Annotated in this window: 21 protein-coding genes; 11 read left to right on the top strand and 10 right to left on the bottom strand. The window is 62.2% G+C overall.

Annotation, left to right across the window (positions count from 1 at the left end):
• Positions 1–249: 249 nt before the first annotated feature.
• From otnI to LY284_RS22900, 4 genes are all read left to right on the top strand, one after another.
• Complete coding sequence (gene otnI / locus LY284_RS22915) at positions 250–1,038, top strand: 2-oxo-tetronate isomerase (protein ID WP_233388065.1); 789 nt, start codon at positions 250–252, stop codon at positions 1,036–1,038.
• A 19-nt stretch (positions 1,039–1,057) separates the two neighbouring features.
• On the top strand, positions 1,058–2,023 hold the full coding sequence (gene denD / locus LY284_RS22910) for a D-erythronate dehydrogenase (RefSeq protein WP_233388064.1): 966 nt from the start codon (positions 1,058–1,060) through the stop codon (positions 2,021–2,023).
• Positions 2,024–2,301: 278 nt separating this feature from the next.
• A complete protein-coding gene (locus LY284_RS22905) occupies positions 2,302–3,402 on the top strand; it encodes a DedA family protein/thiosulfate sulfurtransferase GlpE (RefSeq protein WP_375294293.1) in 1,101 nt (366 codons plus the stop codon).
• Positions 3,399–5,201, top strand: coding sequence for an FAD-dependent oxidoreductase (locus tag LY284_RS22900; protein ID WP_233388062.1), 1,803 nt, complete (start codon positions 3,399–3,401; stop codon positions 5,199–5,201). The genes LY284_RS22905 and LY284_RS22900 overlap by 4 nt, the downstream gene beginning before the upstream one ends.
• Before the next feature lie 648 nt (positions 5,202–5,849).
• Here the strand turns inward: LY284_RS22900 and LY284_RS22895 are convergent.
• Together LY284_RS22895 and LY284_RS22890 are read right to left on the bottom strand one after the other, a co-directional pair.
• Positions 5,850–7,247: a heavy metal sensor histidine kinase gene (locus LY284_RS22895; protein WP_233388061.1), complete on the bottom strand. Its 1,398-nt coding sequence runs from the start codon at positions 7,245–7,247 to the stop codon at positions 5,850–5,852.
• Positions 7,244–7,915, bottom strand: a complete 672-nt coding sequence (locus tag LY284_RS22890; RefSeq protein WP_045455213.1) for a heavy metal response regulator transcription factor — start codon at positions 7,913–7,915, stop codon at positions 7,244–7,246. The genes LY284_RS22895 and LY284_RS22890 overlap by 4 nt, the downstream gene beginning before the upstream one ends.
• 154 nt (positions 7,916–8,069) lie before the next feature.
• On the opposite strand from LY284_RS22890, the gene LY284_RS22885 reads away from it, so the two are divergent.
• The 3 genes from LY284_RS22885 to LY284_RS22875 are packed head-to-tail and all read left to right on the top strand — an operon-like array spanning position 8,070 to position 10,081.
• The gene (locus LY284_RS22885) at positions 8,070–8,654 is read left to right on the top strand and encodes a cytochrome b/b6 domain-containing protein (RefSeq protein WP_233388060.1); all 585 of its coding nucleotides are present in this window, start codon (positions 8,070–8,072) and stop codon (positions 8,652–8,654) included.
• Between the two features lie 4 nt (positions 8,655–8,658).
• Positions 8,659–9,432, top strand: coding sequence for a molybdopterin-dependent oxidoreductase (locus LY284_RS22880; RefSeq protein WP_233388059.1), 774 nt, complete (start codon positions 8,659–8,661; stop codon positions 9,430–9,432).
• 37 nt (positions 9,433–9,469) lie between these two features.
• Positions 9,470–10,081: a hypothetical protein gene (locus LY284_RS22875; RefSeq protein WP_045455204.1), complete on the top strand. Its 612-nt coding sequence runs from the start codon at positions 9,470–9,472 to the stop codon at positions 10,079–10,081.
• A gap of 7 nt (positions 10,082–10,088) precedes the next feature.
• On the opposite strand, the gene LY284_RS22870 is transcribed toward LY284_RS22875, so the two are convergent.
• Both LY284_RS22870 and LY284_RS38770 read right to left on the bottom strand, forming a co-directional pair.
• Complete coding sequence (locus tag LY284_RS22870; protein ID WP_233388058.1) at positions 10,089–11,513, bottom strand: PLP-dependent aminotransferase family protein; 1,425 nt, start codon at positions 11,511–11,513, stop codon at positions 10,089–10,091.
• 173 nt (positions 11,514–11,686) lie between these two features.
• Entirely contained in the window at positions 11,687–11,818 is a 132-nt protein-coding gene (locus tag LY284_RS38770; protein ID WP_255724389.1) for a hypothetical protein, read from the bottom strand.
• On the opposite strand from LY284_RS38770, the gene LY284_RS22865 reads away from it, so the two are divergent.
• Positions 11,817–12,140, top strand: coding sequence for a DUF2917 domain-containing protein (locus LY284_RS22865; protein WP_014251436.1), 324 nt, complete (start codon positions 11,817–11,819; stop codon positions 12,138–12,140). The genes LY284_RS38770 and LY284_RS22865 overlap by 2 nt on opposite strands.
• A 77-nt stretch (positions 12,141–12,217) precedes the next feature.
• Here the strand turns inward: LY284_RS22865 and acnA are convergent, their stop codons facing one another.
• From acnA to LY284_RS22835, 6 genes are all read right to left on the bottom strand, one after another.
• Positions 12,218–14,923, bottom strand: a complete 2,706-nt coding sequence (acnA, locus tag LY284_RS22860) for an aconitate hydratase AcnA (protein WP_014251435.1) — start codon at positions 14,921–14,923, stop codon at positions 12,218–12,220.
• Positions 14,924–14,967: 44 nt separating this feature from the next.
• Positions 14,968–16,419, bottom strand: coding sequence for a bifunctional 2-methylcitrate dehydratase/aconitate hydratase (locus LY284_RS22855; protein ID WP_233388057.1), 1,452 nt, complete (start codon positions 16,417–16,419; stop codon positions 14,968–14,970).
• 31 nt (positions 16,420–16,450) lie between these two features.
• Positions 16,451–16,969 carry a hypothetical protein gene (locus tag LY284_RS22850; protein ID WP_014251433.1) on the bottom strand — a complete coding sequence of 173 codons (519 nt, stop codon included), beginning with the start codon at positions 16,967–16,969 and terminating at the stop codon, positions 16,451–16,453.
• Between the two features lie 89 nt (positions 16,970–17,058).
• Positions 17,059–18,231, bottom strand: a complete 1,173-nt coding sequence (prpC, locus tag LY284_RS22845) for a 2-methylcitrate synthase (RefSeq protein WP_233388056.1) — start codon at positions 18,229–18,231, stop codon at positions 17,059–17,061.
• A gap of 69 nt (positions 18,232–18,300) precedes the next feature.
• Entirely contained in the window at positions 18,301–19,311 is a 1,011-nt protein-coding gene (locus LY284_RS22840) for a CoA ester lyase (protein WP_233388418.1), read from the bottom strand.
• 160 nt (positions 19,312–19,471) lie between these two features.
• A complete protein-coding gene (locus tag LY284_RS22835) occupies positions 19,472–20,458 on the bottom strand; it encodes a malate dehydrogenase (RefSeq protein WP_014251430.1) in 987 nt (328 codons plus the stop codon).
• Positions 20,459–21,044: 586 nt separating this feature from the next.
• On the opposite strand from LY284_RS22835, the gene LY284_RS22830 reads away from it, so the two are divergent.
• The 3 genes from LY284_RS22830 to sdhD all read left to right on the top strand — a co-directional run bounded on the left by LY284_RS22830 (position 21,045) and on the right by sdhD (position 22,793).
• Positions 21,045–21,842 carry a GntR family transcriptional regulator gene (locus LY284_RS22830; protein ID WP_014251429.1) on the top strand — a complete coding sequence of 266 codons (798 nt, stop codon included), beginning with the start codon at positions 21,045–21,047 and terminating at the stop codon, positions 21,840–21,842.
• A 169-nt stretch (positions 21,843–22,011) separates the two neighbouring features.
• Entirely contained in the window at positions 22,012–22,422 is a 411-nt protein-coding gene (gene sdhC, locus LY284_RS22825; protein ID WP_014193770.1) for a succinate dehydrogenase, cytochrome b556 subunit, read from the top strand.
• Positions 22,423–22,424: 2 nt separating this feature from the next.
• Positions 22,425–22,793, top strand: coding sequence for a succinate dehydrogenase, hydrophobic membrane anchor protein (gene sdhD, locus LY284_RS22820; RefSeq protein ID WP_014193769.1), 369 nt, complete (start codon positions 22,425–22,427; stop codon positions 22,791–22,793).
• Positions 22,794–22,796 lie beyond the last annotated feature (3 nt).

Here is a 22,796-nt window from a genome sequence, read left to right as displayed (position 1 = left end):
AGCGAGTTAGGTGGACTAGCGAGACAGACCGTGCGCGATCCAAGCCCGATTGGGCCTTTGAGGGCGACACTTAGGCGAGTGTCACGGCGGGCTGGCAAGCATGGTCAAACTGCGTGTGACCGCGGGCCGTGACGAGCTGCTTTCTTTGCTCACTTTCTTTGCAGCAGCAAAGAAAGTGAGTGCCGCCCCGCACAGGGGCAGAACCAACAGACCGACGCGAAAACAGGATTCCACAGGAGCCCAAGCAAAATGCCAAAATTCGCAGCAAACCTGACGATGATGTACACGGAACATGCGTTCCTGGACCGTTTCGCCGCGGCATCGAAAGACGGCTTCAAGGCGGTCGAATTCCTGTTCCCCTACGACTTCGAAGCAAACGACATCGCGCAACGCCTGAAAGACAACAACCTGACGCAAGCGCTCTTCAACGCCCCGCCGGGCGATTGGGCGAAGGGCGAGCGCGGCATCGCCTCATTGCCGGGACGTGAAGACGAGTTCAGAAAAAGCGTCGAAAAAGGCCTCGAATACGCCGCCGTGCTGGGCAACAAAAAGCTGCACGTGATGGCCGGCCTGATCGCCCAGGACCAGCCTCGCGACGAACATCGGGAAACGTATCTGAAGAATCTCGACTACGCGGCAAAGGAAGCGCAAAAGGCGAACATCGGCATCGTGATCGAGCCGATCAACACCCGCGACATCCCCGGCTTCTTCCTGAACCGCCAGGACGAGGCGCAGCAAATCTGCGACGAAATCAACGCCCCGAACCTGCAGGTTCAATTCGACATCTACCACTGCCAGATTGTCGAAGGCGACATTGCGATCAAGCTGAAACGCGACATGAAGCGCCCGAACGCGGGCATCGGCCATATCCAGATCGCGGGCGTGCCGGAGCGGCACGAACCGAGCATCGGCGAGCTCAACTATCCGTATCTGTTCGATCTGATCGATTCCCTCGGTTACGAGGGCTATATCGGCTGCGAATACAAACCGAAGGCGGGCACCTCCGAAGGGCTCGGCTGGCTCAAACCCTATCTGTGAAAAAGGAAAGGAAGCGCACATGAAGATTCTCATCACCGGCGGCGCGGGTTTCATCGGTCAGCGTCTCGCGAAGCGTCTGCTGGAGCGCAACGAACTGAACGGCAAGCCGGTCACGGAACTGGTGCTGCTCGACGTGGCGCGCCCGCAGGACGAGCGCCTCCTGAACGACAAGCGCGTGCGCGCCGAAACCGGCGATATTTCCGATCCGGCCGTGCTGCAACGCCATATCGACACGCAGACCGAAGCTGTCTTTCATCTCGCCGCGATCGTGTCGGGCCAAGCCGAAGCGGATTTCGATCTCGGCATGAAGATCAATCTCGACGCGTCGCGCGCGCTGCTCGAAGTGTGCCGCGCGGCGGGCCACAAGCCGCGCGTCGTGTTCACGAGCTCGGTCGCGGTGTACGGCGGCACGCTGCCCGCTGTCGTGCAGGACGACACCGCGCTCAATCCGCAATCGTCGTACGGTACGCAGAAGGCGATCGCCGAACTGCTGCTCTCGGATTACACGCGGCGCGGTTTCGTCGATGGCCGCGTGCTGCGCCTGCCGACCATCAGCGTGCGGCCGGGCAAGCCGAACGCGGCGGCGTCGTCGTTCGCGAGCGGCATCATCCGCGAGCCGCTCAATGGCGAACGCTCGACGTGTCCCGTCGATGGCGAAACGCGCGTGTGGCTGCTCTCGCCGAAAAGCGCGGTCGAGGCGCTGATCGCGGGCTGCGAGATCGATCGCGAGAAGCTCGGCAACCGGCCGATCGTCAATCTGCCGGGCCTGTCGGTGAGCGTGAACGAGATGATCGCGGCGCTGCGCGAGGTGGCTGGCGAGGAAACGGTCGCGCGCATCGACTGGCAGCGCGACGAGCGCATCGAGAAGATCGTCGGCAGTTGGCCGGGCGCGTGGAACACCGCGCGCGCCGAGCAACTGGGCCTCACGGGCGACAAGACTTTCGCCGACGTGATCCGCGCCTATATGGCCGACCAACGCGGCTAAATCCCACACTCTGCGCCTCAATCCGGGCATCGCGCGCGCGATGCCCGCGTCTCTCGCGCCGGTCATGCTTGCATTTGCATTTCCGGGCTACACTTACCCCTTAAATGTGACGAACGTCGGCCCGGCGCCGCGTGCACCGCGTTGAACCACGAGCGGTTGCCAGCTCGTATCTCGCTCGCTTTCGTGCTTCTTGCGCCTTCGCTGCGCCGCGCCCCTGCGGCGGCGCGCGTCCCGTCGTCTTCGCGAATACACCTTTTCCCGCACGGGAGATTCCCATGTTGTTGCATCAGCTAGTCGATCGATTCGGCCCGGCGATCGTTTTCATCAACGTAATGGGCTCGGCGCTCGGGCTGCCCGTGCCCGCGATGCCGACGATGATCATCGTCGGCGCGTCCATTGCGCTGATGGCGGTGGATGGCGGCGCGTTCTGGCCGCCGCTCGTCGGCGTGCTGTGCGTCGCGGTGGCGGGCGGCGTGCTCGGCGATCTCGTCTGGTTTCAGGGCGGGCGCCGGTACGGTGACAAGACGCTCAAGACCATCTGCAAGCTTTCGCTCTCGCGCGATACCTGCGTGAAGAAAACCGAGCGCTTCTTCGGCCGCTGGGGCGTGCGCGTGCTGCTGGTCGCGAAATTCATCCCCGGTCTGTCGCTCGTGTCCGTGCCGCTCGCGGGTGCGATGGGCGTGCGCCTGCGCAGTTTCATCGCGCACGACGGCGCGGGCATTGCGTTATGGGGCGCGGTCGGGCTGACCGTCGGCGTGATCTTCGCGGCGCAGCTGGAAATGGTTTTCGCGATGATCTCGCAGCTTGGCCGTCAGGCGGTGATGGTCGTCGGCGCGCTGCTCGCGGTCTATGTCGTCTATCGCTGGTGGCGGCGGCGCGCGCTCATGGCGACGCTCGAGAAGGCGCGCATCAGCGTGGACGAGCTCTATGCGCTGATGAACGACGAACCGCTGCCGGTCATCTTCGACATCCGCTCGCCGGAAAAGCGCATGCTGGATCCGTTCACGATTCCCGGTTCGCTCTTTGCCGACGAGCGCGATCTCGCGAAGATCATCGAAAACTACGACAAGTCGCGCAAGGTCGTGATTTATTGCTCGTGCCCGAACGAGGTGTCGGCGGCATGGATGGCGAAGACGATGCGCACCGCGGGCTTTCGCGACGTCGTGCCGCTCACCGGCGGGCTCGATGCCTGGCGGTTCGCCGGTTTCGAGGTCGCGACGCTGACCGAGTTCGGCGACCTCGTCGCCACCACGCCCGAGGAAGTTGCGGAAATGGCCGCGATGTGCCCATGGCCGGTGAAAGCGTCGTCGGCGGGGGCATCGTCGGCCGCCTCGGCATCTTTGCATGAAGCTGGTTTTCCACACGGAGATCGCGCATGAGCACCACCCCGAATGGCGAGTACGGACAGAGCATGCCCCATGTCGTCCCCTGGAGTGCGCGCGAGCCGATCGAGAATCCGAATCCGAATGTCGTGCCGACGCCCGCCGCCGCGCCCGTCGCGGCCGACGACAGCGCGCCGTTTTCGCCGCTCGAAACGCGCGCGCACCAGATGTTCCCGCGCCTGACGGACAACGAAATCGAGCGCATGAGCCGTTTCGGCACCGTGTCGCGGTGGCGTCGCGGCGAGTGGATGTTCCGCATGGGCGAAACCGGGCGCGGCATGGTGATCGTGCTCGCCGGGCTCGTGCGCGTGACGCGGCGCAATGCGCTCGGACAGGAGCATCTCGTCGTCGAGCACGGGCCGGGGCATTTTCTGGCCGAGGTGGCGCAGCTGTCGGGCAAGCCCTGTCTCGTCGATGGCCTGGCCGCCGAGGATGTCGAGGGCATCGTGATTCCGCCGGAGCGCCTGCGCGCGCTGCTCGTCGCGGAAGCGGAACTGGGCGAGCGCATCATGCGCGCGCTGATCCTGAGGCGCGTCGGTCTGATCGAAAAAGGCAGCGGGCCGGTGCTGCTCGGCCAGTCGGACGATGGCCGCCTCGTGTCGCTGCAGGGCTTTTTGCGGCGCAACGGTTATCCGCACACGGTGATCGACGCCTGCACCGATCCGGACGCCATTTCGCTGCTCGAACGCATTTCGGCCTCGACCTCCGATTTTCCGCTCGTCATTTGCCCGGACGGCACCGTGCTGCGCGCGCCCAACGAGAATCAGGTCGCGACACAGCTCGGCTGGCTGCCCGAGTTCGATCCGGCGCACATCTACGATGTCGCGATCGTCGGCGCGGGGCCGGCCGGTCTTGCGACGGCGGTGTATGCGGCCTCCGAAGGCTTGTCGGTGGCGGTGTTCGATTGCCGCGCGCCGGGCGGTCAGGCGGGCGCGAGCTCGCGGATCGAAAACTATCTCGGCTTTCCGACCGGCATTTCCGGCCAGGCGCTCGCCGGGCGCGCGTTCGTGCAGGCGCAGAAGTTCGGCGCGCATATCGCGATTCCGACGAAGATCAAGGCGCTGCATTGCGACTGCAACCCGATTCAGATCGAGCTTGAAAACGGCACGCGCGTGACGACGCAGACGGTCGTGATCGCGTCGGGCGCGGCGTACCGGCGGCCCGATATCGCGGGTCTCGACCGTTACGAGGGGCACGGGACGTATTACTGGGCGTCGCCGGTCGAGGCGAAGCTATGCAAGAACTCGGAAGTCGTGCTCGTCGGCGGCGGCAATTCGGCGGGGCAGGCGGTGGTGTATCTCGCCTCGCATGCGAAGCATGTGCACGTGCTGATTCGCGGGGCGGGGCTTTCGGCGAGCATGTCGCATTATCTGGTGGAGCGCATCGGCTCGTTGCCTAACGTGACGGTGCGCACGCATACGCAGATTACCTCGCTCGATGGCGACGGTCGCGCGCTGACCGCTGTCAATTGCAAGACGCCCGAGGGGCCGCTTACGATCGAATCGCGGCATCTGTTTCTCTTTACCGGTGCGGATCCGAATACGGACTGGCTGCGGAATTGCAACGTGAATGTCGATGGGAAGGGGTTCGTGTTGACGGGTCCTGAAGCGCATGAAGGGCGCACGGAAGGTGTGCTTGCCCTCGAAACGAGTGTGCCGGGGGTGTTTGCTATCGGTGATGTGAGGTCGGGGTCGACTAAGCGCGTCGCGGCGGCGGTCGGGGAAGGCGCGGCGGTGGTTTCGCAGATTCATGGGTTGTTGGCGGAGAGGGAGGTTTTGGCGCTGCCTGCGGGGTGAAGGTTTTTTTGTTTTTTGCCGGATCCCGTTTTGTTGTCGGTTTATTGGCACTGCCCCTCCCCGGGGCGGGGGTAACTTTCTTTGCTGCTGCAAAGAAAGTCACCAAAGAAAGCAGCTTTGTCACCGCCCGCGGTCACACGCAGTTTGGCCACTCTTCTCCTCGGGGAACGGCCCTCGCCTAAAGAGTGCCCTCGAAGGACCAACCGGGCTTGGATCGCGCACGGTCTGTCGCATCGCGCCGCTTAACCAACGGGTACAGCCATTTCAAGTTCCAGCCCGCTTCGCGGCCGATGGGTTCATCGGGTGCGCGAGTGCACTCGTGTTCGCTGGTTTCCCTCGCATGCCCAACGGCAGCGCGAAGCGCTGTGCCGAAGCTATTTTGTGCTGAACCAGCGCGTTCAAAGTTATGGCTTGTCAGACCGTGTGCGATCCAAGCCCGGTTGGGTTTATGAGGGCACTCTTTAGGCAAGGGCCATTCCCCGAGGAGAAAATTGGCCAAACTGCGTGTGACCGCGGGCGGTGACAAAGCTGCTTTCTTTGGTGACTTTCTTTGCAGCAGCAAAGAAAGTTACCCCCGCCCCGGGGAGGGGCAGTGCTAATAGACCGACAACAAAGCAAGTTCCACCCAAAACAAAAACCAAAAAACCCTCAAACAGGAAACCACAAAGAAAACTCGATCCAATCATCCCGAGTGCAGTCAGCGGTCACATGACCGCCATGCAACCTCATGATGGCCTGCACAATCGACAACCCCAGTCCGCTGGACTCGGTAAACTCACTCCGCGCCGCATCACCGCGATAAAAGCGATCGAAAAGCTTGCCAAGCTCCTCTTCCCCGATGCGAACGTCGAGCCGATTCCCCACCACGACAACAGCGCCCCCCGCATCCACCCGGCCTTCGACCCGCACGACGCTTCCCGCCGCCGCATACCGCACCGCATTGACGACGACATTGCCGATCGCCCTCCGGCACATGATCGCATTCGCAACCATCTCGCCACTCGCATCGATATCGAACGTGATGCGGCGCTCGTCGGCAATGCCTTCGAAGTAAGCGCAAATGGTTTCGAGCTCCTCGCGAATATCGAGGTGCTCGCGCTCGATGCGCTGCGGCCCATGATCGGCCTGCGCGAGGAAAAGAATGTTCTGCGCGATGCGCGCGAGCCGCTCCAGTTCCTCCAGATTCGATTCGAGCACATTGCGATATTCCGCGACGCTGCGCTCATGCGCGAGCGTGACCTGCGTTTCACCGATCAACACGCCGATGGGCGTGCGCAATTCGTGCGCGAGATCCGCCGAGAATTGCAGCAGACGCTCATAACCGTGCTCCAGACGATCGAGCATCGCGTTGAACGATGCGGCGAGGCTCTGCAATTCGGCAGGCGCATGCGTAACATCGAGCCGCGCCGACAACTGATTCGGCGTGATCTCCGCGGCTTTATCCGCCATCGACTTGAGCGGCAACAGTCCGCGGCTCGTGACCCACCACGCGAGCAGCAACGTGACCACGACCGCGCCGATCACGTTGACCCACACACGCCATAGATACACCGACAAGACATGCGCTTCCTGCGTCATCACGTGTGCGGCGATGATTTCCACGACTTCGCCGCTCTCGCCGATTCGCGCCTGAGCGCCGACCCAGCGCATGCGCACGCCATCCGCACGCGAGCCTTCGTATAGATCGTCGAGCCCGATGGGCCGCGTCACGGGCACGGCGTGAAGCGGCGGCAAAGGCAGTTGCTCCGGATCGACGTTGATGAAAGGCGCAGCGCCCGCGCGGCGAAAGATGATGACGTCCTGCCGGTCGCCGAGCATCGTCTCGAAGAGCCTCGGGCGTGCTTCGATTTCCTTGATCGTATAGAGGTCGTGCAGCAGCGAGCGGAAATGCTCGACGCGTCCGATCAGTTGATAATCCGCGCGCGTGGAAAGCGCGAGATTCGTCGCGTGATAAAGCGACGCGCCGACCATGCCGACGACGATGCACACGATCACCGCAAACGACAGCGCGATGCGTACCGCAAGCGAACGCGACGGCCGGTTCAAGGATTCTCCCCGAACGAATAACCGATGCTGCGCACCGTGTGAATCAGCTTCAGATCGAACGGATTGTCGATCTTCGCGCGCAGGCGCTTCACCGCGACATCCACGACGTTCGTGTCGCTATCGAAGTTCATGTCCCACACTTCCGAGGCGATCAGCGTGCGCGAAAGCGCTTCGCCCTGATGCTTGCAGAAGAGATGCAGCAGCGCGAACTCCTTGTTCGTCAGCGCGATATCGATGCCTTGACGCGTCACTTTGCGACGCAGGACATCGACGTGGAGGTCCGCGATCTGAAACGTATCCGATTCGCGCATCACGCCGCGCCGTAAAAGCGTGCGGATACGCAGCACGAGTTCGGTGAAGGAGAACGGCTTGACGAGATAGTCGTCCGCGCCGAGTTCGAGGCCGTGAATGCGATCGGTGACATGATCGCGCGCCGTGAGAAAAATGACAGGCAAGTCACGTTTCGCACGCAAGGCCGACATGATCTGCCAGCCGTCGATGCCCGGCAGCATCACGTCGAGCACGATCAGCTCGTAGTTGTTCGCGAGCGCCTGATGCAGTCCATCCGTGCCGTTGCGCACGAGTTCGACCTGATAACCGGACTCGATAAGCCCTTTTTTCAGGTAGTCGCCGGTCTTGCGGTCGTCTTCGATCACGAGGATGGTCATGCTGGCGCTGCGTTCGATGAATTGCCCACATTCTAGCCAGAGCAGGCACACGTCCCGCGAAAGATGACAAAAAAGTCATCGAGAGGTCATCGATCGAACAGAGGCGCGCCGCTACCATGCCCAGCACATCGTCTTCCACTCTGCGAGGCCCGACGTGCAAGTACAACCGCTATGGCTGCGCATCACACACTGGCTCAACGCGTTCGCCGTGTTGATCATGGTGACAAGCGGCTGGCAGATCTACAACGCATCGCCGATTTTCAAGTCGCTGACATTCGCGCCCGCCATCACGCTCGGCGGCTGGCTCGGCGGCGCGCTGCAATGGCACTTCGCGGCAATGTGGCTGCTGGTCGTGAACTTCATCGTCTATCTCGCGATGAATCTCTTCACGGGCCGCCTGCGCCGCCGCATGTTTCCGCTGTCCATCAAAAGCATCATCACCGACGCCTTCGACGCCTTGCGCGGCAAGCTCGGCCACGACGATCTCACGCACTACAACGCCGTGCAGAAGTTCGCGTATCTCGCGGTGATCGTGGACATCGCGATCGTGATCCTGTCCGGGCTCGCGGTATGGAAGTCCGTGCAGTTCCCCTTGCTGCGCGCGCTGATGGGCGGTTACGACAGCGCGCGTGTCGTGCACTTTTTCGGCATGAGTTTTCTGGTCGCGTTCTTTGTCGTGCACATCGCGATGGTCGCGCTCGTGCCGCGTTCGCTCGTGCTGATGATTCGAGGTCGTTAAGCCCATGTCGCTCAAGCTATTCAAGTCGAGACCCGATGCCGAACTCATCATCAAGGATGCCGCGAAGGAATTAAAGGCTCCGGCGCGCCGTTTATTCGGCAAGCGCATTCTTTCGCTCGGCGGCCTCGCGATGCTATCCGGCTGCAATATCACCGACGACAAATCCGTCAACGCGATGCTGCGCCGCATTTCGTCCTTCAACGACGACGTGCAGGCGCTGCTGTTCGATCCGAACAAGCTCGCGCCGACGTATCCCGAGTCGATGATCACGCGGCCGTTTCCGTTCAACGCGTTCTATGACATCGACGAAGTGCCCGAAGTCGATCCATCGACCTATAAGCTGCAAATCGGCGGACTCGTGAAGGGCAAGCGCGTCTGGACGCTCGACGAACTCCACGCGATGCCGCAGGAAAGCCAGGTGACGCGGCATATCTGCATCGAAGGCTGGAGCGCGATCGGCAAGTGGGGCGGCGTTCGCTTCGCGCAGGTCCTCGCGCGCGCCGGCGCCGATACGAGCGCGAAATACGTGGCGTTTCATTGCGCCGACAACTACTCGACGAGCATCGACATGCCGACCGCGCTGCACGCGCAGACGCTGCTCACGCTCACCTACGACGGCCAGATCCTGCCGCCGAAATACGGCTTTCCGATGAAGCTGCGCATGCCGACCAAGCTCGGCTACAAGAACCCGAAACATATCGTCGCGATTACCGTGACGAACGACTATCCCGGCGGCTATTGGGAGAACCAGGGCTACAACTGGTTCGGCGGTTCATGATCCATCACTTCGCTTCACATCCAACCAAGGAGAACACATGTCGATTCGCATGAAACTCGGTGTCAGCATGGTGACGCTCGCCCTCGCTTCGGCGGCCTTCGCTCAGACGCCCGCAGCAAAGCCCGCGCGCATTCGCGGCGATATCGTGTCGCTGACCGGCGATACGCTCACGGTGCATCGGCGCAGCGGCGACACGGTGAAGATCGCCGTCAAGGCCGACACGCCCGTGACCGCGCTGAAGAACATCAAGCTCCAGGACATCAAGCCGGGCTCGTTCGTCGGCACGGCCGCGACGACCGGCACGGACGGCAAGCTCACCGCGACCGAAGTGCTCGTGTTCCCCGAAGCCGCGCGCGGCACGGGCGAAGGCCACTATGCATGGGACCTCGGCCCGCAGAGCTCGATGACCAATGCTAACGTCGATCAGGTCGTGCAGGGCACGAGCGGCCGTGACCTGAAGCTGTCGTACAAGGGCGGATCGAATGCGGTGACGGTGCCGGAGAACGTGCCCGTCGTGACCTTCGCGCCCGCGACGCACGACGACCTGAAGCCCGGCAAGAAGGTGTTCGTCGTGGCGACCCCGGCGGGATCGGACTTCGCGGCGCAGCGCATCGTCGTGGAGAAGGATGGCGTCGTGCCGCCGATGTAAGCGGTGACTATGCGCGCGCGACCGCGGCTTCCTGCATGTGCTCGAAAAAGCGCGTCGCGCGCCGGTCGCCCGCATAGGCCGAGTTGATGCGCACCCACGGACACGCGTCGCCGTCCGGACGGCAATAGCTGCCCGGCGCGAGCGTCACGCCGAACTTCACGGCTTCTTCGACGAGCAGAGCCGAATCCTCGATGCCCGGCACTTTGGCCCAGACGAAGTTGCCGCCGCTCGGCTCGTCGAATACGTCCCATCCGTACGCTTCGAGCGTCTGCACGGCGCTCGACAGCGAATCGCGCACCCGCTTGCGCAAACGCTCCAGATACTTGCGATACGTGCCGCGTTCCAGCAGGCTCGCCGCGACACTTTCCGCGAAGCGCGAGCCGCCCAGGCTCGTCAGCACCTTCACGTCGACGAGATGCTTGACGAGCTCGCGATTCGCCACGAGATAGCCGATGCGCAGCGACGACGACAGCGTCTTCGACAATCCGCCCACATAAATCACGCGATCGAGCTGATCGAGCGAGGCGAGCCGTTGCGTCGGCACGGCCTGGAAGTCGGCGTAGATATCGTCTTCGACAATCGTGAAACCGTGCTGCGTCGCGAGTTGCAGCAGCTTGAACGCGACCTGCGGCGCGATGTTCGTCGCGGTCGGGTTCTGAAACACGGTGTTGAGGAAGAAGAGCTTCGGCTGATGCTGCTTGAGCAACGCCTCGGCGACATCGACATCGGGCCCGTTCGCGAGCCGCGGCACGCCGACGAGCCGCACGCCTTGCAGCTTCAGCAAGCCGAACAGATTGTAGTAACCGGGATCTTCGACGAACACCGTATCGCCCGGCTTCAGCATGTAACGCACGATGAGATCGAAGGCCTGACTCGCGCCGCTCGTGATCATCACGTTCGGCAAATCGGCGTCGATGCCGAGCGCGTTGATGCGCATCGCGATCTGCTGGCGCAGATTGGCGTCGCCGTGGGGAAGGGCATAGTCGATCACGCTCGACACATCGACGCGCGATACCTGCCGGATCGCCTGCGTGAGTCCGTCCACGTCGCGCCAGGCTTCGGGAAGAAAACCGCTCGACAGCTTCAGCGTCTCGCCGGGATAGTTGAATTGCTGAAGAATCTGGTTCGATTCTTCTTCCGCGAGGCGCGGGTCGCAGTTGCCCGTCTTGCCGTCATGGTCTTCGATATGATCCGCCACGTAAAAGCCCGAGCCGTGCTTCGGCTGAATCAGCCCGCGCGAGGCGAGCCGGTCATACGCCTCGATGACCGGAAACCGGCTGATGTGCTGCTCGGCGGCCAGCTGGCGGATCGACGGCAGCTTCGCACCCGCCAGTACACGGCGCGAGCGGATCATCGCCTCGATCTGGGTGACGATCTGCTCGGTCAGCGGCACGCCGGTGCCGCCATCGATGTGAAGGGGAAGTGCGTTCATCGTGTTTTAAGTGTTCTGTCGGAATGAGTGAACAGTTGGCTTTTGCTGTTCGCCGCTGTCATGACGGACATTCGAACGCATCCGAAAACCGCCGTCAAGCCTGTCCAGATGGCTATCGGGGCTCTTCTCATAGTGTACACAACCCACACCGGGACACTAACTGTTCAGTGATTTTAGCTTAACAGTTCCATCACAACTGTGCAGAAGTGTTCATTCAAGGTGTTCGGAATCGGTCCAATAATATGCTCAACGGCTGCGGTCACTTCGTACCCTGCGGCCACTCGATCAATGAGGAGCAGCATCATGCGTGAGATCCGTACTTTCGAACTCGACCGGCGCGATGCGCCGACGCGCTGGGTGATCGACCGGCCTCAGACGCTGCGCGTCACGCGCGGGCAAATCTGGCTGACGATCGAAGGCGTTGCCGACGATCACTGGCTGAGCGCGGGCGCAACCGTCGAACTGAAGCCGTACACGACGATCTGGGTCAGCGGAACGGCGGACGCAAGCTGGTTTTCGATAGCGTCCGATTCGTCGCGCGCGGGTGCGCAACGGCTGGCTGAGATCGTGCGCGCATGGTTCGCGCGCCGCACGCCGTCCTCGCAGATTGCGATTTCCAAGGCGTAGAGCCGAAAAAAAACCCGGCCACGGCCGGGTTCAATGTTCCTGCGCTCTTTCGAGCGCAGTCACCTGCAACGGTCTACTTACGCCGCGAGCAGCGAGCGCAGCACGAACGGCAGAATTCCGCCGTGCTTGTAGTAATCGACTTCGATCGGCGTATCGATACGCAGCAGCACCTGCACGCGATCTTCCTTGCCGTCCTTGCGATGAATCACGAGCGTGACTTCCTGCTGCGGCTTGAAGTCGTCGCCGAGCCCTTCGATGTCGTACGTCTCTTCGCCCGTGATGTTGAGCGACTGCACGCTGTCGGCGCCCTTGAACTGCAGCGGCAGCACGCCCATGCCGACGAGGTTCGAGCGATGGATACGCTCGAAGCTGCGCGCGACCACGGCTTTCACGCCGAGCAGTTGCGTGCCCTTCGCCGCCCAGTCGCGCGACGAACCCGTGCCGTACTCTTCACCGGCGAAGATGACGGTTTGCGTGCCGGCGTCGATGTACTTCATCGCGGCGTCGTAAATCGACAGTTGTTCGCCGCTCGGCTGATGGATCGTCAGGCCGCCTTCGACGCGCGTGCCGTCCGCGTTTGCCGGAATCATCAGATTCTTGATACGCACGTTCGCGAACGTGCCGCGCATCATCACGTCGTGGTTGCCGCGGCGCGAGCCGTAGCTGTTGAAGTCGGCCTTCTGCACGCCGTTCGCCTTCAGCCACACGCCCGCCGGCGACGTTTCCTTGATCGAGCCCGCCGGGGAGATGTGGTCCGTCGTCACCGAATCGCCGAAGATGCCGAGCGCGCGCGCGCCTTGCACCGCGGGAATGGAGTCGGACGGCTTCATCGAGAAGTCGTGGCCGAAGAAGGGCGGCTCGGCGATGTACGTCGATTTCGGCCAGTCATACACCTGACCGCTTTCGCCCTCGATCTTGCTCCACAGATCGCCTTCCTTCGTGAGCTGCGAGTAGTTTTCGCGGAACGCCTTCGCATCCAGCGCGTACTTGAGCAGCGCGTGCACTTCTTCGCTCGTCGGCCAGATATCGCCGAGATAGATGTCGCGGCCGCCGGTGCCCTTGCCAACCGGCTCCGTCATCAGATCGCGCGTGATGTTGCCCGCGATCGCATACGCGACGACGAGCGGCGGCGAAGCGAGGAAGTTCGCGCGGATGTTCGGGTGAATGCGCGCCTCGAAGTTGCGGTTCCCCGACAGCACCGCCGCCGCGACGATATCGTTCTTCGTGATCGCGTCGTTCAGCCCCTGCGTCAGGTCGCCCGCGTTGCCGATGCACGTCGTGCAGCCGTAGGCGGCGAGCGTGAAGCCGAGTTTGTCGAGATACTGCAGCAGGTTCGTTTTCGTCAGATATTCGGTGACGATGCGCGATCCCGGCGCGAGCGACGTCTTGATGTGCGGCGCAACGGTCAGGCCGGCTTCGACGGCCTTTTTCGCGAGCAGGCCGGCCGCGAGCAGCACGCTCGGGTTGGACGTGTTCGTGCACGAGGTGATCGCCGCGATCAGCACGTCGCCGTTCTTCACGTCGACGCCATCGCTCGTGCGGTAGGTCGATTCGAGCTCGGCGGCCTTCTTGTTGAAGCCGTTTTCGCCGACCGGCTTCGAGAACAGGTCGACGAAGGTGCTCTTCACATTGCCGATTTCGATGCGATCCTGCGGACGCTTCGGACCCGCGAGCGACGGCGCGACCGTGCCGAGATCCAGCGTGAGGGTCTTGGTGTAGTCGATATCGCCGGCCTTCGGCACGCCCCAGAGCTTCTGTGCCTTGAAATACTGCTCGAACGCGGCAATTTCCGCGTCGGTGCGGCCCGTGCCCTTGAAGTAGTCGATGGTCTTTTCGTCGACCGGGAAGAAGCCCATGGTCGCGCCGTACTCGGGCGCCATGTTGCCGATGGTCGCGCGATCCGGCACCGCGATCGATGCCGTGCCTTCGCCGAAGAACTCGACGAACTTGCCGACGACCTTCTCCTTGCGCAGCATTTCGGTGATCGTGAGCACGAGGTCGGTGGCCGTGCAGCCTTCGCGCAGCTTGCCCTTCAGCTCGACGCCGACCACATCCGGCGTCAGGAAGTACACCGGCTGGCCGAGCATGCCCGCTTCCGCTTCGATGCCGCCCACGCCCCAGCCCACCACGCCGATGCCGTTGATCATCGTCGTGTGCGAATCCGTGCCGACGAGCGTGTCCGGATAATAAACGCCGTCCTTCTTGTGCACGCCGCGCGCGAGATATTCTAGGTTCACCTGGTGCACGATGCCGACGCCCGGCGGCACGACCTTGAACGTGTCGAACGCCTGCATGCCCCACTTCATGAACTGGTAGCGCTCGTTGTTGCGCTGGAATTCCAGCTTCATGTTCAGATCGAGCGCGTTCGGCTCGCGGAAGTGATCGATCTGCACCGAGTGATCGACCACGAGGTCCACCGGCACGAGCGGCTCGATCGCCTTCGGATCCTTGCCCGCGCGCTTCGCGACGCCGCGCATGGCGGCGATATCGGCGAGCAGCGGCACGCCGGTGAAATCCTGCAACACCACACGCGCAACGACGAACGGAATTTCATCGACACGCGCCGCATTCGGCTTCCAGTTCGCCAGTTGCTCGATGTGCTCCTCGGAAATCTTCTTGCCGTCGTAGTTGCGCAGCACCGATTCGAGCACCAGACGGATCGAAACGGGCAGACGCTGGAGCTTGACCTTCAGCGCATCGCCGAGTTGCGGCAGCGAGTAGAACTTGGCTTTGCCGGAACCGCTGTCGAATTCCTTGAGCGTATTGTGGAGATTGTGGGCCATGTTTATTTTCCTTGAGGCTTAACGAGGAAATTGCGCTGCTTGGTTCAAATCACATACAGATCGACATATTCATTGACCGGCATCGCTTCGAGCTTTGCCTGATCGAGCGAGACCGCGAGGATCGCCTGCTGTTGCTTCTGCGGAAAGCGCCGTGCGAGGTTCGTCTTGAACTTCTCGACGAGCAGCGGAATGCCGTCAGCGCGCCGGCGCTTGTGACCGATCGGATATTCGACCGCGATTTCATCGAGCTTCGTGCCGTCATTGAACTCGACGGTGAGCGCGTTGGCGATCGAACGCTTGTCCGGGTCGTGATAATCCTTCGTGTATTGCGGATCTTCCACGCATTCCATCGTCGCGCGCAGCGTGTCGATGCGCGGATCCTGCGCGATCGAATCTTCGTAATCCGCCGCGGTGAGACGGCCGTGAATCAGCGGCACGGCGATCATGTACTGAATGCAGTGATCGCGGTCGGCCGGGTTGTTCAGCGGCCCCTTCTTGTCGATGATGCGAATCGCCGCTTCGTGCGTGCGGATCGTGATCTTCTTGATGTCCTCGACGCTTTTGCCAGCATCTTTCAGCTTGCCGTGCAGCGTCATCGCCGCTTCGACCGCGGTTTGCGAATGGAACTCGGCGGGGAACGAGATCTTGAAGAGCACGTTCTCCATCACGTACGAGCCGTACGGACGCTGGAACTCGAACGCGTTGCCCTTGAAGAGCACATCGTAAAAACCCCATGTTTTAGCGCTCAGAACCGACGGATAGCCCATCTCGCCGGTCTTCGCGATCAGCGCGAGACGCACGGCGCGCGAAGTCGCGTCGCCGGCGGCCCACGACTTGCGCGAGCCCGTGTTCGGCGCATGCCGATACGTGCGCAGCGAATGACCATCGACGAAGGCGAGCGATACCGCGTTGATGAGCTCATCGCGCGTCAAGCCGATCATCTGCCCGACAACCGCCGTCGAGGCGAGCTTTACGAGCAAAACGTGATCGAGGCCGACCTTGTTGAACGAATTCTCCAGCGCGATGCAGCCTTGAATTTCGTGCGCCTTGACCATCGCGATCAGGACGTCTTTCATGGCGAGCGGCTTCTTGCCCGACGCGATCGCGTTGCGCGAAAGCCAGTCGGCGGTGGCGAGAATGCCGCCCAGATTGTCCGACGGATGGCCCCATTCGGCGGCGAGCCATGTGTCGTTGAAGTCGAGCCAGCGGATCATCGCGCCGATATTGAAGGCGGCCTGAACCGGGTCGAGCTGAAACTGGGTGCCGGGCACCTTCGCCCCGTTGGGGACGATCGTGCCGGGCACGATGGGTCCCATCAGCTTGGTGCAGGCGGGATAGGAGAGGGCTTCGAGTCCGCAACCGAGCGTGTCGATGAGGCAGTTGCGCGCCGTTTCGAGCGCAAGCGTGCTGTCGACCTTGTAGTTGAGAACGTAATCGACTATGTCGACGAGTACCTTGTCCGGATCAGGGCGGACGTTGGAGATCGGTGCGGACATCGAATGATTCCTGATGTAAGTGCTGCCTGGGTTATTGCACGTTCTTGATCAGTGCTTCCGACTGCGTCGGCGCTGCGCCGCCAGCGGCCATGGCCGGCGTCATGCACTCGTCGGCCAGGCGCGACGAGTCCTTGTCGGAGAAAAGCATTGCCTTCGACGGGATCACGACCAGATCCATGCCCGATGCCGGATCGTGGAAGCGGTCCGCGCCCGTCGTCGTGTCCTGACGGGGCAGCTTGTAATCCTTCTTGGCCCAGTTCACCGTGACAATGGTGTCACGCTTCATGTCGCCTTTCAGGTAGAAAGCTTGACCGTCCTTACACGCCCATTTCACTGCACCTTCGGGGATCGGATCAACCTTGGCCGCCGCGGCCGCTTCGGCCTTGGGGCTGCGCTTGATCAGGCGGCGAGCCGGGGCAGGACGCTTGGCCGTGGAGCTGGCCTTGGTCTTGCCCGAATCGGTGGTCGTCGCGGCGAAGGCGTCGGCGCTGACGAAGACGCTCGTCGTAGCCAGCGTTCCGGCGATTGCAGCGATCAGAAGTTTATTCATCGAAAAAAACCTTTCAAAAACATTGGGGTTAAATGGTGGTTGCCGCGCGGCGTGGACTTCCTCATCGCGAAATCCGATCGCGCAGCCCACTATTTTCGCTTATTTATCGGCACGAACCTCAAATTCTCCGGTCCGGTGTAATTCGCGCTCGGCCGGATGATCTTGTTGTCGATGCGTTGCTCGATGATGTGCGCCGCCCAGCCCGAGGTGCGCGAGATCACGAACAGCGGCGTGAACATGGCGGTCGGCACGCCCATCATGTGATATGAAACCGCGCTGAACCAGTCGAGATTCGGGAACATCTTCTTCGCGTCCCACATCACCGATTCGAGGCGCTCGGCGATATCGAAGAGCTTGGTGTCGCCCGCTTCCTTCGAGAGCGTCTTCGCGACTTCCTTGATGACCTTGTTGCGCGGATCGGAGATCGTGTACACCGGATGGCCGAAGCCGATCACCACTTCCTTGGCTTCGACGCGGCGCTTGATGTCGCTTTCCGCTTCATCCGGCGACTGATAGCGCGACTGGATTTCGTAGGCCACTTCGTTCGCGCCGCCATGCTTCGGGCCGCGCAGCGCGCCGATCGCGCCGGTGATTGCCGAATACATGTCGGAGCCCGTACCGGCGATCACGCGCGCGGTGAACGTCGAGGCGTTGAATTCATGCTCGGCGTAGAGATTGAGCGAGACGTGCATCGCCTCGACCCACGATTTCGACGGCTCCTTGCCGTGCAGCAAATGCAGGAAGTGCCCGCCGATGGAATCGTCGTCCGTTTCCACTTCGATGCGCTTGCCGTTGTGCGAATAGTGATACCAGTACAGCAGCATCGAGCCGAGCGAGGCCATCAGGCGATCGGCGATATCCTTCGCGCCCGGCACGTTGTGATCGTCTTTCTCGGGCAAGAGCGTGCCGAGCACGGAGACGCCGGTGCGCATCACGTCCATCGGATGCGCGGAGGCCGGAATCCATTCCAGTGCGGCCTTGAGATTCGCGGGCAGGCCGCGCAGCGCCTTCAGCTTGGTCTTGTACGCCTTCAACTCGGCGGTATTCGGCAGCTTGCCATGCACGAGCAGATAGGCGATCTCTTCGAACTCGGAAGTCGTCGCGATATCGAGAATGTCATAGCCGCGATAGTGCAGATCGTTGCCGGTCCTGCCCACCGTGCACAGCGCGGTATTGCCTGCCGTCACGCCCGACAGCGCGACGGATTTCTTCGGCTTGAATGCGCCGCTTGCGGGTGCTTCGGTCGATGCGGTATCGGTCATGCTCTCAAGTCTCCTTTCGAGCGCGCGCAAGGCGGCGCTACTTGTTGTGCTTGAACTGCGATCCGGTGCTCATGCGTTCGGTTCCGTCGCGGGCGCGGCGAAAAGCGGCGCGCATTCGTCGGGCATCGTCTGTCCCGTGGCGTGCGCGCGGCGCAGCACCGACCAGTAATAGCGATAACTCGCGCGGTCGTGCAGCGTGTCGCCGTGACGCGTCGGGCCCCACTGCGCGCGTTGCGCTTCGAGCAGGATCTCCGCGGCGAGCGCGATTTCATCGGCGCGCGGCGAGAAAGCCTCGACGATCGGCCGGATCTGATCCGGATGGATGCTCCACATGCGCGTGTAGCCGAATTCGCCGCGGGCGCGCGCGGCATCGTTCGCGACGACGCTCATGTCGCGCACTTCCGTCGACACATTGTGCGACGGCACTTTGCCGTGCGCGTGACACGCGGCCGCGATCTCGAGCTTCGCGCGACGCACGAGCGGATGATCGAACTGGCCGGGCGAGCGCATCGCGGTATCGGGAATCGCGCCGTTGTGCGCGGAGACGAAGTCCATCAGCCCGAAGCTCAGCGATTCGACGCCCGGCAACGCCGCGAGTTCGAACGCTTGCGCGAGCGCGCCATGCGTCTCGACGAGCAGATGACAGGGAATCGCTTGCTGAATGCCGAACTCGATGCGCGTTGCTTCGATGAAGGCCACCATCTCGGCGGCATCGAGAACGCTGCGAATCTTCGGCAGCATGATGAACGCGGGCGCCTTTTTCGCGCTGCGCAGGATGATGCGCGCGTCGTCGCGCCACGCGCGGTGATGATAGTCGTGGATGCGCACGCCCACGCGCCCGAAGCGGTCTTCCTCGCCGCCGACGAACGATGCGACCAGTTCCGCGTGCTCGGCTTCGCGGCCGACTTGCGCGCCGTCTTCGCAATCGAGCGTGATGTCGAACACCGGGCCCAGTTGCGCCTGCAACGCCAGCGACTTTCTCATCAGCTTCTCGCTGCCGGCGTAGTGATCGCAGGGCGGGAGAACCGCGGGTTGCGGTTCGCCGTCAAACAGCACTTCGGCGGGAGTGAGCGTGCGCATCGTCGGCGTCGGGTCCGATTGGGGAGAATTGAATTCGATCTTGCTCGATGATTCGAACGCGCTCGACGCTTCTTCAAGCGCGTTCGAATCACGCGCGAACGCCGAGAGGCGATCGCGCCGAAGGGAAGCGCTCCACGAGCTTCCCTTCGTCACACCATGCTTACTTGCCGAGCAGATGCGAGACGCCGTCGCGCTCTTCGAGCAGTTCGTTCAGCGTGCCGTCCATCTTCTCGCGCGAGAAGGCGTCGATTTCGAGGCCTTCCACACGCTTGTACTCGCCGTTTTCGCACGTGACGGGGACCCCGTAGATGATGTCTTCCGGAATGCCGTACGAGCCATCCGACGGAATGCCCATCGTGACCCACTTGCCGTTCGTGCCGAGCACCCAGTCGCGCACGTGATCGATCGCCGCGTTAGCCGCCGAAGCCGCCGACGACAGGCCGCGCGCTTCGATGATCGCCGCGCCGCGCTTGCCGACGGTCGGGATGAACGTGTTGCGGTTCCATTCGTCGTCGTTGATGAGCTTCGTCAGGTCCTGGCCTTCGGCGGTCGCGAAGCGGAAGTCGGGGTACATCGTCGGCGAGTGGTTGCCCCACACGGCGAGCTTTTCGATCGACGCGACCGGCTTGCCCGACTTGGCCGCCAGTTGCGACAGCGCGCGGTTGTGGTCCAGACGCAGCATGGCCGTGAAGTTCTTCTTCGGCAGATCCGGCGCCGACTTCATCGCGATGTAGGCATTCGTGTTTGCCGGGTTGCCGACCACGAGCACCTTCACGTCGCGGCTCGCGACATCGTTCAGCGCCTTGCCCTGAACCGTGAAGATCTCGGCGTTCGCCGACAGCAGGTCCTTGCGCTCCATGCCCTTCGAACGGGGGCGCGCGCCCACGAGCAGCGCGACGTCGGCGTCCTTGAACGCAACCTTGGGATCGTCCGTGACGACCACGCCCGCGAGCAGCGGGAACGCGCAGTCTTCGAGTTCCATGACGACGCCCTTCACGGCGCCTTGCGCTTGCGGCAGATCGAGCAACTGAAGAATCACGGGCTGGTCTTTGCCGAGCAGATCGCCGTTGGCGATGCGGAACAGCAGCGAATAGCCGATTTGACCTGCGGCGCCGGTTACGGCAACGCGCTTTGCGGACTTAGCCATTGAGAACTCTCCTGGACTGTGCGTGGAACGCTAGGGAAAAACGCCATTTTATGCGCGATACGCCAAGCGTTGATGAAGACATGCCGGCCATGCCATGCGCGAATCGCTCGAAGCCGGCCGGGCGAGCCTGAACTCGTGCGGCGCATCGGCGTCACGGCGTGACTGCCATGCCATGAATCTTTCTCTTCGAGCGAGAGAGGTGCGGGAGGTACGTGGAGAACGCCGTGATTTCGCTTGGGTCCGACGGCAACGCGCCCATTCGAGACGGCGCTTGACGTTGCGAGGCGTGGGACAGGCAGCGGCGCGCGAATCGAGTGGCCGATCGGCGTGAGACGGAAGCGAAAGGGCGTGCCTGGCGGTATGCTGCGCGATGCGTGGAGGCCGTGAAATTGCCGTATTCTCTGGGCGGGAACGCCTCGGAAAACACGCCGACCGGCGGTTCCTGCACTCTCGCAACGACCCGCAAACCCTTGCTCGACAAGGAGTGTAGGAGCGGTCCGAACTAATGTCAACACTATCTTATGTCTTATATAAGACATAGGATTCTGCGGGAAAAGTCTGGACGCACGGCGGGCCTTGTGTTGAAATGCGCGGCATGAATTCCAGCCCGGCGAACACGACGACCCCCAACGGCACTGCACCGGCGGCTGAGGCCGCGAGCACGCCGTCGCCGACGTTCAGCCCGCTGTATCAGCAAATCAAGGCCCTCATTACGCAAGGGCTCGAATCCGGCGAGTGGAAGCCCGGCGAGATCATCCCGAGCGAGGTCGAGCTGGCCGCGCGCTACAAGGTGAGCCAGGGCACGGTGCGCAAAGCCATCGACGAGCTCGCCGCCGACAATCTTCTCGTTCGCCGTCAGGGCAAAGGCACGTTCGTTGCGACGCACAACGAAGACCGCGTGCAGTTCCGCTTCCTGCGCCTGTTGCCCGACGATGGCGACGTTCATCCCCATGTCAGCCGTCTGCTCGAATGCAGGCGCCTGCGCGCGCCCGCCGAGATCGCGCGTCAGCTCGATTTGAAGCCCGCCGATCCCGTCGTTCTTATCAAGCGCTTGTTGCAGTTTGATGGCGTAACGACCGTATTCGACGAAATCTGGCTGCCGGGCGCCGTGTTTCGCGGCCTCACGGCGGAGCGCCTCGCGGAATACAAGGGGCCGCTCTACGCGATGTTCGAAACCGAGTTTGGCACGCGCATGATTCGCGCCTCGGAAAAGATCCGCGCCGTCGCCGCCGACGAAACCGTCGCGCAGTTCCTCGATGTCGCGCAGGGATTCCCGTTGCTGTCGGTGGAGCGCGTGTCCTATACGTATGGCGATCGTCCGGTCGAAGTGCGGCGCGGATGGTATGTCACGACCGGTTATTACTATCAGAACGACTTGAGTTGATCGAACGAAAGACGGGGTTGCGGGCACTGGCTGAGTGCTGGCAAAACACGCGTGCCGCAAGGCTTTTTTCGCGCGCGAGGCAACGGTCTCCTGGGTTGCTCATCGCTGCAGCGCGAAATAAAAAGGCGCTAAAATCGCAGGTTAGTGTTTTAACAAGTTGGGGTCTAGCATGGCTGAAGCCGTAAAAAAACCAAGGCCTGAATACCGGAACATCGGGATCGGTCAAATCGCGAAGTATCGCTTGCCGCTGGCAGGGAAGGTGTCGATCCTGCATCGCATCAGCGGCTTGCTGCTGTTCGTGTGCCTGCCGTTCATCCTGTATCTGCTCGATCAGAGCCTCACGTCGGAAATCAGCTTCGACGCGTTCAAGGGCTTTCTGGCCAACCCCATCGTCAAGATCATCACGCTCGTGCTGTCGTGGGCGTATCTGCATCACTTCTGCGCGGGTATCCGCTTTCTGCTGCTCGACACGCACGTGGGCGTGAACAAGCAAGGCGGCAAGCAAAGCGCGCTGATCGTGCTGATCGTTTCGCTGTTGCTCACGCTCGCGATGGCGCTCAAGATCTTCGGAGTGTTCTAAACATGGCAACGCAAAATCGAGTCGGCCCCAAGCGCCTGGTCGTGGGCGCGCATTACGGTCTGCGCGACTGGCTCGCGCAACGCATCACCGCGGTCGTGATGGCCGCGTACACCGTCATTCTGCTGTTCTGGTTCTTCGCCGCGCACAACTTCTCGTATGAAGGCTGGGCGGGCATCTTCGCGACTCAGTGGATGAAGCTCGCGACATTCGTAGCCTTGCTTTGCCTGTTCTATCACGCGTGGGTCGGCATTCGCGACATCTGGATGGATTACGTGAAGCCGATGGGCGTGCGCCTGTTCCTGCAGGTGTTGACCATCCTGTGGCTCATCGGATGCGCCGGCTACGCTGCACAGATTCTCTGGAGAGTTTAAAGA

Origin of the sequence: Caballeronia sp. PC1 (genome assembly GCF_021353155.1) — a bacterium.
Taxonomy (GTDB): Bacteria; Pseudomonadota; Gammaproteobacteria; order Burkholderiales; family Burkholderiaceae; genus Caballeronia; species Caballeronia cordobensis.
This window is presented reverse-complemented; position numbering and strand designations above follow the sequence as displayed.